The sequence below is a fragment of the Collinsella sp. AM38-1BH genome (genome assembly GCF_003467545.1).
In the GTDB taxonomy this organism is placed as follows: domain Bacteria; phylum Actinomycetota; class Coriobacteriia; order Coriobacteriales; family Coriobacteriaceae; genus Collinsella.
Map to the genome: position 1 here is coordinate 134,051 of NZ_QSHC01000002.1, position 13,079 is coordinate 147,129.

At 61.7% G+C, this 13,079-nt stretch carries 10 protein-coding genes; 9 read left to right on the forward strand and 1 reads right to left on the reverse strand.

Features of this window, described 5'->3' with window-relative positions; all coding sequences use genetic code 11:
* The first annotated feature begins 130 nt into the window (after positions 1 to 130).
* The 4 genes from ligA (at position 131) to DW870_RS09545 (ending at position 3,708) form a co-directional block, all read left to right on the forward strand.
* Positions 131 to 2,359, forward strand: a complete 2,229-nt coding sequence (gene ligA, locus DW870_RS01870) for an NAD-dependent DNA ligase LigA (protein ID WP_117770057.1) — start codon at positions 131 to 133, stop codon at positions 2,357 to 2,359.
* 284 nt (positions 2,360 to 2,643) lie between these two features.
* Positions 2,644 to 3,036 (forward strand): type II toxin-antitoxin system Phd/YefM family antitoxin, encoded by a 393-nt coding sequence (locus tag DW870_RS01875; protein WP_158556910.1) that lies wholly within the window; start codon positions 2,644 to 2,646, stop codon positions 3,034 to 3,036.
* Positions 3,033 to 3,455: a PIN domain-containing protein gene (locus DW870_RS01880; protein ID WP_117770055.1), complete on the forward strand. Its 423-nt coding sequence runs from the start codon at positions 3,033 to 3,035 to the stop codon at positions 3,453 to 3,455. Before DW870_RS01875 ends, DW870_RS01880 begins: the two co-directional genes overlap by 4 nt.
* A gap of 124 nt (positions 3,456 to 3,579) precedes the next feature.
* Positions 3,580 to 3,708, forward strand: a complete 129-nt coding sequence (locus DW870_RS09545) for a hypothetical protein (protein WP_255413492.1) — start codon at positions 3,580 to 3,582, stop codon at positions 3,706 to 3,708.
* Positions 3,709 to 3,848: 140 nt separating this feature from the next.
* On the opposite strand, the gene DW870_RS01890 is transcribed toward DW870_RS09545, so the two are convergent.
* Entirely contained in the window at positions 3,849 to 5,195 is a 1,347-nt protein-coding gene (locus DW870_RS01890) for an MATE family efflux transporter (RefSeq protein ID WP_117770054.1), read from the reverse strand.
* A gap of 258 nt (positions 5,196 to 5,453) precedes the next feature.
* On the opposite strand from DW870_RS01890, the gene DW870_RS01895 reads away from it, so the two are divergent.
* From DW870_RS01895 to mobB, 5 genes are all read left to right on the forward strand, one after another.
* A complete protein-coding gene (locus tag DW870_RS01895; RefSeq protein ID WP_117770053.1) occupies positions 5,454 to 7,283 on the forward strand; it encodes an ABC transporter ATP-binding protein in 1,830 nt (609 codons plus the stop codon).
* Positions 7,276 to 9,174, forward strand: a complete 1,899-nt coding sequence (locus tag DW870_RS01900) for an ABC transporter ATP-binding protein (protein ID WP_117770052.1) — start codon at positions 7,276 to 7,278, stop codon at positions 9,172 to 9,174. The genes DW870_RS01895 and DW870_RS01900 overlap by 8 nt, the downstream gene beginning before the upstream one ends.
* Before the next feature lie 215 nt (positions 9,175 to 9,389).
* Positions 9,390 to 10,427: a hypothetical protein gene (locus tag DW870_RS01905; protein ID WP_117770051.1), complete on the forward strand. Its 1,038-nt coding sequence runs from the start codon at positions 9,390 to 9,392 to the stop codon at positions 10,425 to 10,427.
* A gap of 235 nt (positions 10,428 to 10,662) precedes the next feature.
* Positions 10,663 to 11,718, forward strand: coding sequence for a GTP 3',8-cyclase MoaA (gene moaA / locus DW870_RS01910; protein ID WP_233504624.1), 1,056 nt, complete (start codon positions 10,663 to 10,665; stop codon positions 11,716 to 11,718).
* Positions 11,719 to 11,722: 4 nt separating this feature from the next.
* Positions 11,723 to 13,024, forward strand: coding sequence for a molybdopterin-guanine dinucleotide biosynthesis protein B (gene mobB, locus DW870_RS09570; RefSeq protein WP_117770050.1), 1,302 nt, complete (start codon positions 11,723 to 11,725; stop codon positions 13,022 to 13,024).
* Positions 13,025 to 13,079: the final 55 nt, after the last annotated feature.

Genomic DNA, 13,079 nt, shown 5'->3' on the forward strand with positions numbered 1-13,079 from the left:
ACGTATCTGAACTAACTGTCCACCCCGGTCTGGCGGCTGCCGATTCGGTGCGGTTCGAAAGGGCTATTCGACCCCATTGCGACCGGTGGTACTCTAGTATCCGTTTGAAATCGAGCGAAGGAGTGCTGCTATGGAGCAATCGAGCCTGTTTGGTGACGGTGTGGACATCGATACCGAAACGCCCGCGACCGCGGAAGCCACCGCACCGACCGATGCCCGTGCCCAGGCGGCAGCGCGCGCGGCCGAACTGCGCCACGAGCTCGACTACCACGCCTATCGCTACTACATGCTCGATGCGCCCGAGATCACGGACGCCGCCTTCGACAAAATGCTTGTTGAACTGCAGGAAATCGAGGCCACCTACCCCGACCTGGTGACGCCCGACAGCTATACCCAGCGCGTGGGCGGCTACGTGAGCGAGCAGTTTACGCCGGTCACGCATATGGCGCGCATGTATTCCATGGACGATGCCATGGACCTGGACGAACTCGACGCGTGGCTCCAGCGCACTGAGGATGCCCTCGGTGCCGGTAGCGTCACCTATACCTGCGAGCTTAAGATCGACGGTCTGGGCGTGGCCCTTACTTACCAAAACGGCACCTTCGTACGCGCAGCCACACGTGGCGATGGCACCACGGGCGAGGACGTGTCGCTCAACGTCCGTACTATCAAGGATGTGCCCATGCACCTGTCCGAGCCGGCGCTCGCCCACATGGGCGCCGACCGCGAGCGCACCATTGAGGTACGCGGCGAGGTCTATATGCCCAAGGGCAGCTTTGTGCGTCTGAATGAAGAGGCCGATGCCGAGGGCCGCGACCCCTTCGCCAACCCGCGCAACGCCGCCGCCGGCAGCCTGCGCCAAAAGGACCCCAAGGTCACGGCGCGCCGCGACCTGGCCACCTTTATCTATGCCATCGCCGATACCGACCCGTTGCACGTCCACAGCCAGCGTGAGTTTCTCGATTGGCTGCGTAGCGCCGGCTTTAGCGTCAACCCCAACGTGGCACGCTGCGCCACGCCGGCCGAGGTCCACGAGTTCTGCGCCCAGGCCCTCGAGCACCGCGGCGACTTGGACTACGATATCGACGGCGTGGTCGTAAAGGTCGACAGCTTCCAGCAGCAGCTCGACCTGGGCTTTACCGCCCGCGCGCCGCGCTGGGCCATTGCCTTTAAGTTTCCGCCCGAGGAAAAGCAGACCGTCCTGCGCGAAATTCGCATCCAGGTGGGCCGCACCGGTGTGCTCACACCGGTCGCCGAGTTCGACCCGGTGACGGTCGCCGGCTCCACCATCGCGCGCGCCACGCTGCACAACATCGACGAGATCCGCCGCAAAAACGTGCGCGAGGGCGACACTATCATCGTGCACAAGGCGGGCGACGTAATCCCCGAGGTTGTGGGCCCGGTGCTCGACAAGCGCCCGGTCGATTCGGTCGACTGGCACATGCCCGAGGTCTGCCCCGTGTGCGGCAGCCCCGTTGTCCACGAGGATGGCGAGGTCGCTTACCGTTGCGTCTCCATCGATTGCCCCGCACAGCTCAAGGAGCGCTTGCTCCACTGGGTGAGCCGCGGCTGCATGGACGTCGACGGCCTGGGCGACGAGATCGTCGACAAGATGATCGCCGCCGGCCTGATCCACGATGTCGCAGACTTCTACCAGCTCACGGTCGACGACATCGCAGGCCTGGACACGGGGCGCACCTATGCCAGCTCCAACAGCAAAAAGGGCGTCAAGAAGGGCGACCCCATTCCGGTGGGCCTCAAGACGGCCGAGAAAATCATCGCCGAGCTCAACAAGTCCAAGAGCCAGCCGCTCGGTCGCGTGCTGTTTGCCCTAGGTATCCGCCATGTGGGCAAGAGCGTGGGCGAGGTCATCGCCGAGCGATTCCTGTCGATTGACAAGCTTATCTTGGCGAGCGAAGAGGACATCGCCGAATGCGAGGGCATCGGTCCCAAGATTGCGGCGAGCGTTAAGCAGTTCCTGGCCGTGCCCGAGAACCTTGCCGTGCTGGAGCGCCTGCGCCAGGCGGGCCTGTCGCTCGAGGTCGATTTGGGCGCCGCGCACGCGCAAGCCGCAGCCGACGCTGGCGTGGCGGGCGAGCTCGCCGACGCACAGCCGCTTGCGGGTCTGACCTTCGTGCTCACCGGCACGCTCGTCAACCGCACGCGCGACGAGGCAGGCGCGGCGCTCAAGGTGCTTGGTGCCAAGGTCTCGGGCAGTGTTTCAAAGAAGACGAGCTATCTGGTCGCCGGCCCCAAAGCGGGCTCCAAGCTCACCAAGGCCGAGCAGCTGGGCGTGCCCGTGCTGGACGAGGACGCACTCGAGCAGATCCTGGCGACTGGTCAGGTGCCCCAGGCTTAGGACATCGATAATCAAATTAGAAAACCTCCCGGAAAGGTTGATACTTTCCGGGAGGTTTTTATTTGGGCGTGGTGGCGGGCAGCATGATCCGCGTCATGTAGGTTGCTGAGGGTGACCCTGCGGAGCGGTGTCGTTCCGGAGCGATAGAAGATTCATACAAAGCAAAGGGGCCCCGCAGTGAGGTCCCACAACAGGGCTGCCCCATCGTGATGAGTTTTATACACTTTAACATTAACATTAACGTGTATACTTAGCAGTAAAGATATATGTTGAGAGGAGCAGTTATGGTTACCGTCGCGTTTTCGGAACTGCGCCAAAACCTTACGCAGGTGGCCGAAAGGGTTGCCAATGATGGCGAGGAGGTTGTGGTCTTCAAGCGGAGCAAGCCGTTGTTCAAGATCGTGCCGCTCGACTATGAAAGCCCCGTTGCGGTGGAATATGACGCTGCTCAGGAGCGTGGGGGCGCAAAGCCGGCGTGCGGCACGGACAAGCCCAAGCGCGACGTGGGTACGATGTGGCATCCCAAGATCACCTGGAAGGAGATCCGTGAGATGCTCGCGGAGAATGAGGACTACCAGGAGTATCTCGATATCGTGGCTAACATGCCAAAGGGAACGCCGCTCGATACGATGACGGTTGAAGATGAAAAGCGCGTCGCGAGGGAGCGCTACCTATGAGGGCATTTCTTGATACCAACTTTCTGCTCGATTGCGTGCTTCCGGGCCGGCTGGAGCACGCAGCGGCGCAAACGATCAAGGGGCTCGTTGACGTGGGACTTATCGAGGGTGTTGTTTCGGCCTGCTCTCTCAAGGACGCGTACTACATTCTCACTAAACAGACAGACGAGGCGCGCGCCCGCGAGGTAGTGCGCGACTGTCTTAAGAGCTACTCGGTAGAGCCTCTCGACCAAGAAGCTTGTTTTACCTCCGCCTATTCCGATGAGCCGGACTTTGAGGACGGCTGTATCCGTGCGATGGCCGAGCGTGCCGGCGTGGACTTTATCATCACGCGTGACCGCGCCGCTTTTGTGCGCTCGACCATCAAGACCTTCTCGCCTGCAGAGTTCATCCGTGCGTTTCCGATTCCGGAGGAGTAAAACCGCCATATCGGGGATTGTCCCCGGCGTTTGGCGAGCTTGTTGGGAGGCTCCTGGTCCAGTGACTGTTACAAAAAACGGCTATAGCAAATTTGTTGTACTTCGATCTGAAGACTATGACTTCATGGTTCAGGAACAGGCTAAGGCTCGTCTGATGGCTCGTATAGCTGTGGCCGAGCGGGAGCGTACTGCTGGCATGGCGCGTGATGCCTTTGAGGCTCTCGATGACCTTGAGGCAAAATATGGCCTATAACGTCAAGATTCTGCTTTCAGCCGAACGTTTTCTGGGCAGTTCTTATTTGGACGGGGCAACCGGCACCGTGATCTGCGTCACGTAGGTTGTGGGATCGTCGCTGATGATGTCGTCGATCAGGGCAATCTCACGTTGCCCCGCTACGCTGCCAACTTGTCAAAAGCCCCGCGCCGGTTGAGCACGGTAAACGCGACAACACAGATGACCGCCGACAAAATCGATCCGCACGGCGAGGCGATGCCCATGGGAAACAGCGTGTCGGAATAGGCGTTCGACAGCAGCCACGCGCCCGGCACGCGAATGAGCGCCACGGCTAGTACGTTGTGCGCAAAGCCGATGTAGCTCTTGCCATACGCAGCGAAAAAGCCGCTAAAGCAAATGTGGATGCCGGCAAAAATCGCGTCGAAAATATAGCTGCGCATATAGCCGGTGCCGGCCGCGACTACCGCGGCGTCCTTGGCAAAAAAGCCGATAAACGCCGGCGCCACTAGCCACATCAGCACCGTGATCAGACAGCCGTACACCACCGAGATCGTCATGGCGTCTTTGAGCACCTGACGTGCACGGTCGCCCTTGCCCGCGCCGGCGTTTTGCGCCGTGAGTGCACTGACGGTAGCGCCCATGGAACTCGGCACAATGAACAAAAAGCTGATCATCTTTTCGACCAGGCCCACGGCGGCAGCGTCGACGAGCCCTCGGTGGTTGGCAATGACGGTGATGAACATAAACGCCACCTGGATGCAGCCGTCCTGCACGGCCACGGGCACGCCGATCTTAAGAATGCTGCCGAGCACCTCGGGCTGGGGGCGCAGGTCGCTACGCTTAACGTGGATGTTCGTGCGACGGCTCTTGAGCCACACGAGCGCGAGGGCAACGCTTGCCGTCTGGGCGGTTACCGTGCCGAGCGCCGCACCCACGGGGCCGAGTCCCATGTGGCCGATAAATAGAAAGTCGAGCGCGATGTTGATGATGCATGCCACGCCGATCACGTACATGGGCGAGCGCGAATCGCCCAGCCCGCGAAAGATGGCCGAGAGGATGTTGTATGCGGCGATAAACGGAATGCCGACAAAGCAGATGCGCAGGTAGGCGGCGGTTCCTTCGACCGCCTCGGCCGGCGTGCCAATGAGTGCCACAATCTGCGGACACAATGCAAGCAGGACAGCGGCCAGCACCACCGAGACGCCCATAAAGAGCGTGATGGTATTGCCGATGGCGGTCTCGGCGCGGTCGAAGCGGCGCGAGCCCACGGCGTGGCCGACGATCACCGTCGTTCCCATGGCCAGGCCCACGAGCGTCACGGTAATGATATAGAGCGTCTGCGCGCCATTGCCCACGGCGGTGATACCGGCGGCGCCGCTAAACTGCCCCATCATGTACAGGTCGGCCATGCCGTAGAGCATCTGCAAAAAGTACGAGAGCATATAGGGCAGGGCATAGACCGCGATGGTCTTAAGGACATTGCCGCGTGTGAGGTCGTGTTCCATGGGCGGGGCTTTCTGGCTGGGTTTGTTTACGTACCAGTGTAGTGAAAACCCTACAACGATTGTAGAGTCAAGGTTTGTGTTGACGCCGGAGCGAAAAAGTCTCGCGCACCATTATTCCGAGTGAATATGGACACACATCACGAGAACTCGCCGCCGGCGCTAACCTTGCAGAAAACGATTTCGGAATACTTGACACCATTATTCGGCGCGCAATAATACGTGCGTTTGCGAACAACGTTTGATGGGGGTTGAACCTGCGTGCGCAATCTCAAAATACTGTTTTCCTATCTAGGGGCATACCGTCGCGATGCCATCCTCGGCGTGTTCTTTGTGTCGGTCGAGACGGTGCTCGAGCTGTTTATCCCGGTCATCATGGCCAACATCATCGATGTGGGCGTGCCTGCGGGTGATATCAACTACATGCTGCTGCAGGGCGCGTACATGCTGGTGTGCGCTGCGCTTTCGCTGGTACTGGGCTTGGGTTATGCCTGCACGTCCGCCCGCGTTGCCTCGGGCCTAGGCGCTAACCTGCGCGAGGCCGAGTACAAAAAGATTCAGACGCTCGCTTTTGGTAACCTGGACAACTACGACGCCAGCTCGCTCGTCACCCGCATGACCACGGACATCACCGTTATCCAAAATGCTGTGGGCAACGGCTTTCGCCCTATGGTGCGCGGCCCGGTGACGCTTATCGTCGGCCTTATCTACGCGCTGATGCTGTCGCGCCCGCTCGCCACCGTCTTTGCGATCATCTTGCCCGTGCTGGCAATCGTACTGGGCGCCATCACCTATCGCGTCAGTCCGCTCTACCGCCAACTCCAGACCTCGATGGACCACCTCAACGGCGTGGTACAGGAAGACCTCACCGCCGTGCGTGCCGTCAAGGCGTATGTGCGTGCCGAGCACGAGGAGGCCAAGTTCGACACCGTCAATACCGAGCTCGCCGGCACTGCGACAAAGACCTTTGGCAGCGCGGTGCTCAACCTGCCGGTGTTTCAGCTGTCGATGTACGTGGCTGCGCTCTCTATCCTGTGGATTGGCGGCCGCATGATTCTCGCCGGCAAGCTGGGCGTGGGCTCGCTCACGGGCTTTATGAGCTACGTGCTGCTGATCATGAATTCGCTCATGATGATTTCCAACGTGTTTTTGCTGCTCACGCGCGCTCTTACGAGTGTGGGCCGTATCGCCGAGGTGCTCGATGAGGAACCCTTTATCGCCAACCCCGCGGGAGACCTCGCGATTGCGGCGCCAGCGGACGGCAGTATCGAGTTTCGCGACGTTTCCTTTAAATACCGCGCGGATGCAGCCGAGGATGTGCTCCAGCATATCGACCTTCGCATCGAGAGCGGCTCGACGGTGGGCATCCTCGGCGGCACGGGCTCGGGCAAGAGCTCGCTTGTGCAGCTGATTGCGCGCCTGTACGACGCCACCGAAGGCGCCGTGCTTGTGGGCGGACGCGACGTGCGCGACTACGACCTCGCCGCCTTGCGCGACGCTGTGGGCATTGTGCTGCAAAAGAATGTGCTGTTTACGGGTACCGTGCGCGAGAACCTGCAGTGGGGCAATCCGCAGGCGTCGGACGATGAGCTCCTCGCGGCTTGCCGCGCGGCGTGCGTGGACGAGTTCCTTGATCGCATCGGCGGGCTGGACGGCGAGTTGGGCCAAGGCGGCGCCGGTGTCTCGGGTGGCCAGAAGCAACGCCTGTGCATCGCGCGCACGCTGCTCAAGCATCCGCGCGTGCTCATTTTTGATGACTCCACCAGCGCGGTCGATATGGCGACCGACGCTAAGATTCGCGAGCACATCGCTCGGATTCCCGATGCGACCGTGCTCATCATCGCCCAGCGCATCGCGAGCGTCATGGATGCCGATCGCATTGTGGTGCTGGACGACGGTCGTGTCCACGGCGTGGGCACGCACGAGGAACTGCTGGCGGGCGACAACATATACCAGGAGATTTACGCCTCGCAGATGGAGTTTGCGAGGAACGCGGACGCCGGCGACGGCAGCGACGATGGTTGCGCGAATGATCCATTTTCCTCCGTCGCATGCGGATCGCCCTTGGAAGGGGGTGAGCGCCATGCCTAAGACCGCAGCCCAAGCACGCCCGGCCGACCTCAAGCGCACTGTGCGTCGCTTGCTCTCCTACATGGGGCATGCCAAGTTCTCGTTGCTCGCGGTGGGCGTGCTCGCCTCCGTTGCCGCCATCGCGAGCCTCGCCGGCACCTACATGGTGCGCCCCATCGTTAACGGTTTGGCCACGGGCGGGGAGGAACTGCTTGCCAAGCAGGTCATCCTGACGGCGATCATCTACGCTGCGGGCGTGCTCTCGGCCCTGGGCTACTCGCAGATTATGGTGCGCGCGGCCCAACACGTGGTGTCCGATATTCGCCGCGACCTGTTCGCGCACATCCAGACGCTGCCGCTCAGTTATTTTGACAGCACGCGCTCGGGCGACATCATGAGCTTTTTCACCAACGACGTCGACACCGTCTCCGAGGCGCTTAACAACAGCTTTGCCAACGTGATTCAGGCCGCCATTCAGGTTGTGGGCACCACGGCCATGCTCATCATCCTTAACTGGCAGCTCACGATTATCACACTCGTGTGCGATGCGGCCATTGTGCTGTATGCGCGCTACTCGGGCGCGCGCTCTAAGCGCTTCTTTGCCGCCCAGCAGGCATCGCTTGGCGACCTGGACGGATATATCGAAGAGATGGTCTCGGGCCAAAAGGTCATCAAGGTCTTTAACCGCGAGGCGGCGAATGTTGCCGGCTTCACCTGCCGCAACGACGAGCTTCGCCGCACCGGCACCGCCGCCGTGAGCTATGCCAACTCCATGGTGCCCATGACCGTCGTGATTGGCTACGTCAATTATGCCATCGTCGCCGTGGCGGGCGGCATGCTCTGCATCAAGGGACTCTCCGACGTGGGCGCGCTTGCAAGCTACCTGGTCTTTGTGCGCCAGGCCGCCATGCCCATCAACCAGTTTACGCAGCTCGGCAACTTCTTGCTCAACGCGTTGGCCGGTGCCGAGCGCCTGTTTGCGGCTATGGACCTTGAGCCCGAGGTGGACGAGGGCTGCGTGGAGCTGGTGCAGACGGGCGATGCCGCATGGGCGTGGAAAATTCCCGAGGGCCAGGGCGTGGGCGTCTACGGGCACCTGCATGACGTGGCAGCCGTTGATGAGTCGGGCCGCGCGGTGGCCGCCGACGGCACCGAGCTCACGTGCGGCTTGGTCCCGCTTGCCGGCGACGTGCGCTTCCATGCCGTGGACTTTTCCTACGTGCCGGGCGCCCGCGTGCTCACGGACCTCAACCTGTTTGCCAAGCCGGGGCAAAAGATTGCGTTTGTGGGCTCCACGGGCGCCGGCAAGACGACCATTACCAACCTCATCAACCGCTTCTACGAGGTCGATGACGGCGAGATCACGTACGACGGCATCGACGTCAAGCACATTGCCAAGGCCAGCCTGCGCGGGTCGCTCGGCATTGTGCTGCAGGACACGCACCTGTTTAGCGGCACCATTGCGCAGAACATCCGCTTTGGCAAGCTCGACGCGACCGACGAGGAAGTGCGCGCCGCTGCCGAGGCCGCCTGCGCCGACTCGTTTATCCGCCGCCTGCCTAGAGGGTACGACACACCGGTCACGGCCGATGGCGCCAACCTGTCGCAGGGCCAGCGTCAGCTGCTCGCCATCGCGCGCGTGGCCGTTGCCGATCCGCCGGTGCTCATCCTGGACGAGGCCACGAGCTCCATTGACACGCGTACCGAAAAGCTCATCGAGCGCGGTATGGACCGCATCATGCGCGGTCGCACCACGTTTATGATCGCGCACCGCCTGTCCACCGTCCGCGACGCCGACGCCATCATGGTCCTCGAACACGGCCGCATCATCGAGCGCGGCACGCACGAAGAGCTGCTCGCCCAGCACGGCGAGTACTGGCAGCTGGCGCATGGCTTAAAAGAGTTGGATTAACCCGTTCGAGCACGATGCTTTGACCCCTCCGTGCTCCTCACCTCGACTCAAACCATCACAACATTCGACACTTTTCGCCAAAAACGGGAAAAGCATCGAATGTTGTGATGGTTTTTCTGCCACTCGACCGGGTGGAATCGCTTTCTTGCGCACGAAGGTGTGCGGACCCGTGGGCCGGGGAATAAGGTTGGTTATCCGACTCCATTGGAGGGCTCATGGACCTGCCGATCGTCCTGTCCCATAAGACTGCCTGGCTGTACCACAACGTGGCGCGTCCGTCCGAGCCGCTCTCGCGAGCAAGCAGCCTATACGATGAGGACTCGCTTGCTAACGAGGCGGAGCCGACTGCGGGCCTGCCCAAATTGGGACTCGATGCCAAGGGTCTGAGGGCTTCAACGGCAGCTGGGATCGTTACCGACTATCTGGTTTCGCTTGGTATTCCACGAGAAGAGCTCGATCATATCGACACGCTCGTCAACTTCGATTTTGAGCGTTCGACGCCGGCTGGATTTAGGTGCCACGTGTTTGGGGCGCCGATACCTCCAGGCCATCTTATCGAGGTGGCAGAGGGCCTTCTAGTGGTTGATGAGGCCATGTGCTTTGTCCAAGCGGGTTCGTGGATGAGCGAGCCCGAGCAGCTGGAATATGGCTACGAAATCTGCGCCCGATACCATTTGAATCATCTGTCGACAGGCGATTATATCGAGATGGGGCAGAGGTATACCGTTGCCGACTTGATTGCTTATTGCAACGAGAACCGATCTCGTCAGGGGGCTATACGCGCGGCCGCCGTGCTCAAGCGCGTGCACGATGGCGCGCGGTCGCCCATGGAGACGGCCACCGCAATCATGGTCGTAGCAAAACGTTCCCAGGGAGGGCTGGGATACGCCAAGATCGAGCTCAACCATCGGGTCGATGTTCCCAACGAGTTCAAGTATCTCGCAAAGGCCGGGTATTTCGAGATTGACGTATATGCGCCTGCGAGCGGTACGGGGATTGAATACAACGGCTCGGACCATCTTGATAAACAGCGCAGCGCGTCGGACGCGGAGCGTATGACCGTGCTGAGCGCGCTGGGCTTTAGGATGATCGTCCTCACCGGGACTCAGTTTGCCCACCAGCTGCAATTGCACCGGGCGATGAACGCCATCGCGCTTGCCATGGGCCTCAAGTGCGACCGAAGCGAAGCGTTCCAGAAACGTCAGAACGACCTGCGAGAATTCGTGATTCGGCACTGGGACGGCGGTCTTTAGGGGCGTTTTGGTCCTTCTGCGGGGTGCTGCGGGCACGCAAACCATCACAACATTCGACGTTTATCGCCAAAAACGGGAAAAGCATCGAATGTTGTGATGGTTTGTATGCTGAGGATGGGCTTGGGAAGCCGGTCTTGCTCGAAGCGACCTGTCCTGTCGTACGGGTGTCGGCATGATTCTCTCGTGGGGTATTATGTTTTCCGAAGAATAAAACGCCGCGTGAGGGGAGGGTTGCGTGGACGGGCACGTGCAACATGACGGCTTTGGCCGCGATATCAACTACCTGCGCATTGCCGTTACCGACAAGTGCAATTTCCGCTGCATTTACTGCATGCCGGCCGATGGCGTGGCGCCCCGTGCACACGACGAGCTGCTCAGCGCCGAGGAAATCGCCCGCTTTGTGCGCTTGGTGGCGGGGGAGGGCATTCGCCGCGTGCGCCTGACGGGCGGCGAGCCGCTGGTCAGCCGCCGTATTATTCCGCTCATTCGTGACATCCGCGCGATTCCGCAGATCGAGGACATCTCGCTCACCACCAATGGCGCCCTGCTGCCCAAGCTGGCGCCGCAGCTCAAAGACGCCGGGCTTAACCGCGTCAACATCTCGCTCGACACGCTCGACCCTACGCTCTTTGGAAAGATCACGCGCCTGGGCCGACTCGAGCAGACCATGGCTGGCATCGACGCGGCGCTGGCTTGGGGCTTTGAGCCCGTTAAGGTCAACTGCGTTGTGGTGCGCCGGCTCAACCAGGATGTGGGAGCCCTTGCGCGGCTCACGCTCGACCGCCCCATCCATCTGCGCTTTATCGAATACATGCCCATCGGCGACGAGCGCACGAGCTCGCATTGCGCTGTGGATCCGCATGCGCCTGCGCTCAATCCCGAGCTGTGGGACGCGAGCGATACCGTGCCGAGCGACGAGCTGCGGGCGCGCATCAATGCCGGGGCCGCAGCGACGGGACTGGGCGAGCTCGAGCCGCTCGACATCAACGACGCTCCTGCCGGCGCGGGCCCTGCGCGCTACTGGCACTTTCCGGGTGCGGCGGGAACGGTTGGCTTTATTAGCGCCATGTCCAACCATTTTTGCGCGAATTGCAACCGTCTGCGCCTGACGGCCGATGGCAACGTGCGTCCGTGCCTGTTCAGCGATGCCGAGTATTCGGTGCGTGAGGCGCTGCGCCGTGGTGATGATATGCAGGTACTTTCGATTTGGCGCGATGCCGTGGCCCACAAACCGCAGGAACACGCGATAATTGAGGGCACGCAACGATTTATGTCCCAAATCGGAGGATGATCATATGGCCAAGAGCAGGTACGCCGATGCCACCAAGGCCGCTCGCAGGGCCGCGATGTCTGCCCACAAAGCCACGGCTGCGGCGAATGTTGGCAACGCCGACGCGTCCGCACAGCCGACTGCCAGCGCTGCCGCCGAGCCCGCCCGCGACGCCCGTCGCGACGAGCTGACGCACGTGGACGCCAAGGGCGAGGTACGCATGGTCGACGTGTCCGACAAGGCCGAGACCCATCGCATCGCCATCGCCGAGGGCACCATCCTCATGCACCCCGAGACGCAGGCCATGGTGCTGCAGGACCGCGCCAAAAAGGGCGACGTGCTTGCCTGCGCGCGCGTGGCGGGCATTATGGCCATCAAGCGCACGAGCGACATTATCCCTATGTGCCATCCGCTGCTCATTACCAAGAGCAAGTGCGATATTGCGCCCATCGCTGCGGCGGGGACGCCGGCCGAGGACGTGCCCGAGGGCTGGGCGCCGGCGCGCGCGGACGGGCAGGTTGGCTTTCACGTACTGGTCACGGCCGGCGTGACGGGCAAGACGGGTATCGAGATGGAGGCGTTGACCGGCGCGAGTGCCGCGTGCCTAACCATCTACGACATGTGCAAGGCCGTCGATCGCGGCATGGAGATCGTCGACGTGCGCCTGCTGCACAAGGAGGGTGGCCGCTCGGGCGTGTGGGATCGTGCCGAACGCCAGGCCGCTGCTGTTGAGGCCGTGGCCGCTGACGGTGCCGCGCCCGCAAGCGCACCCGTCGCCGTCGCGCCCGCAGCTCCGGCACCGGCCGTCCCCGCGATCGCGTTTATCGGCTACCAGAACTCGGGAAAGACCACGCTCGTCGAGAAGGTCATTGCCGAGCTCACCCGCCGCGGCCTGCGCGTGGGTTCGCTTAAGCATCATGGGCATCACGGCTTTGATATCGATGTGCCCGCTAAGGACACCTGGCGCCATCACCAAGCCGGATCCAAGCACGTGGGCCTCATCTGCGCCACGCGCTGGGCGGAGTACGCCGACACGCGCGAGGAGGACGAGATGCCCGCGCGCGAGCTGCTGTCGCGCTACAACGATGTCGACGTGGTGATCATCGAGGGCTACAAGACCGAGGGCTTTGACAATATCGTCGTCGCGCGCTCCGGTGTCGACCGTTTGCGCGGCAAGAGCTCGCTCGACCTGGTCGACGGTCGCACGCTGGCCCTTGCCTGCAACGAGGCCCTGGCACGCCAGGCATTCGACGCCGGCTTTGCGACCCGAGCCATCAACATCAACGACGCCCGAGCCATCTGCGATCTTATCCAAGATTACCTTTAAGGGCTGGCTCGCTGCGCTGCCATAACCTGCCAAATAGGGACAGGTTTGTTTTGGC

Bases quoted from the DNA above. Each gene is read 5' to 3' on its own strand.
- ligA (WP_117770057.1), top strand. From the start codon at position 131: ATGGAGCAATCGAGCCTGTTTGGTGACGGTGTGGACATCGATACCGAA.
- DW870_RS01875 (WP_158556910.1), top strand. From the start codon at position 2,644: ATGGTTACCGTCGCGTTTTCGGAACTGCGCCAAAACCTTACGCAGGTG.
- DW870_RS01880 (WP_117770055.1), top strand. From the start codon at position 3,033: ATGAGGGCATTTCTTGATACCAACTTTCTGCTCGATTGCGTGCTTCCG.
- DW870_RS09545 (WP_255413492.1), top strand. From the start codon at position 3,580: ATGGTTCAGGAACAGGCTAAGGCTCGTCTGATGGCTCGTATAGCTGTG.
- DW870_RS01890 (WP_117770054.1), bottom strand. From the start codon at position 5,195: ATGGAACACGACCTCACACGCGGCAATGTCCTTAAGACCATCGCGGTC.
- DW870_RS01900 (WP_117770052.1), top strand. From the start codon at position 7,276: ATGCCTAAGACCGCAGCCCAAGCACGCCCGGCCGACCTCAAGCGCACT.
- DW870_RS01905 (WP_117770051.1), top strand. From the start codon at position 9,390: ATGGACCTGCCGATCGTCCTGTCCCATAAGACTGCCTGGCTGTACCAC.
- mobB (WP_117770050.1), top strand. From the start codon at position 11,723: ATGGCCAAGAGCAGGTACGCCGATGCCACCAAGGCCGCTCGCAGGGCC.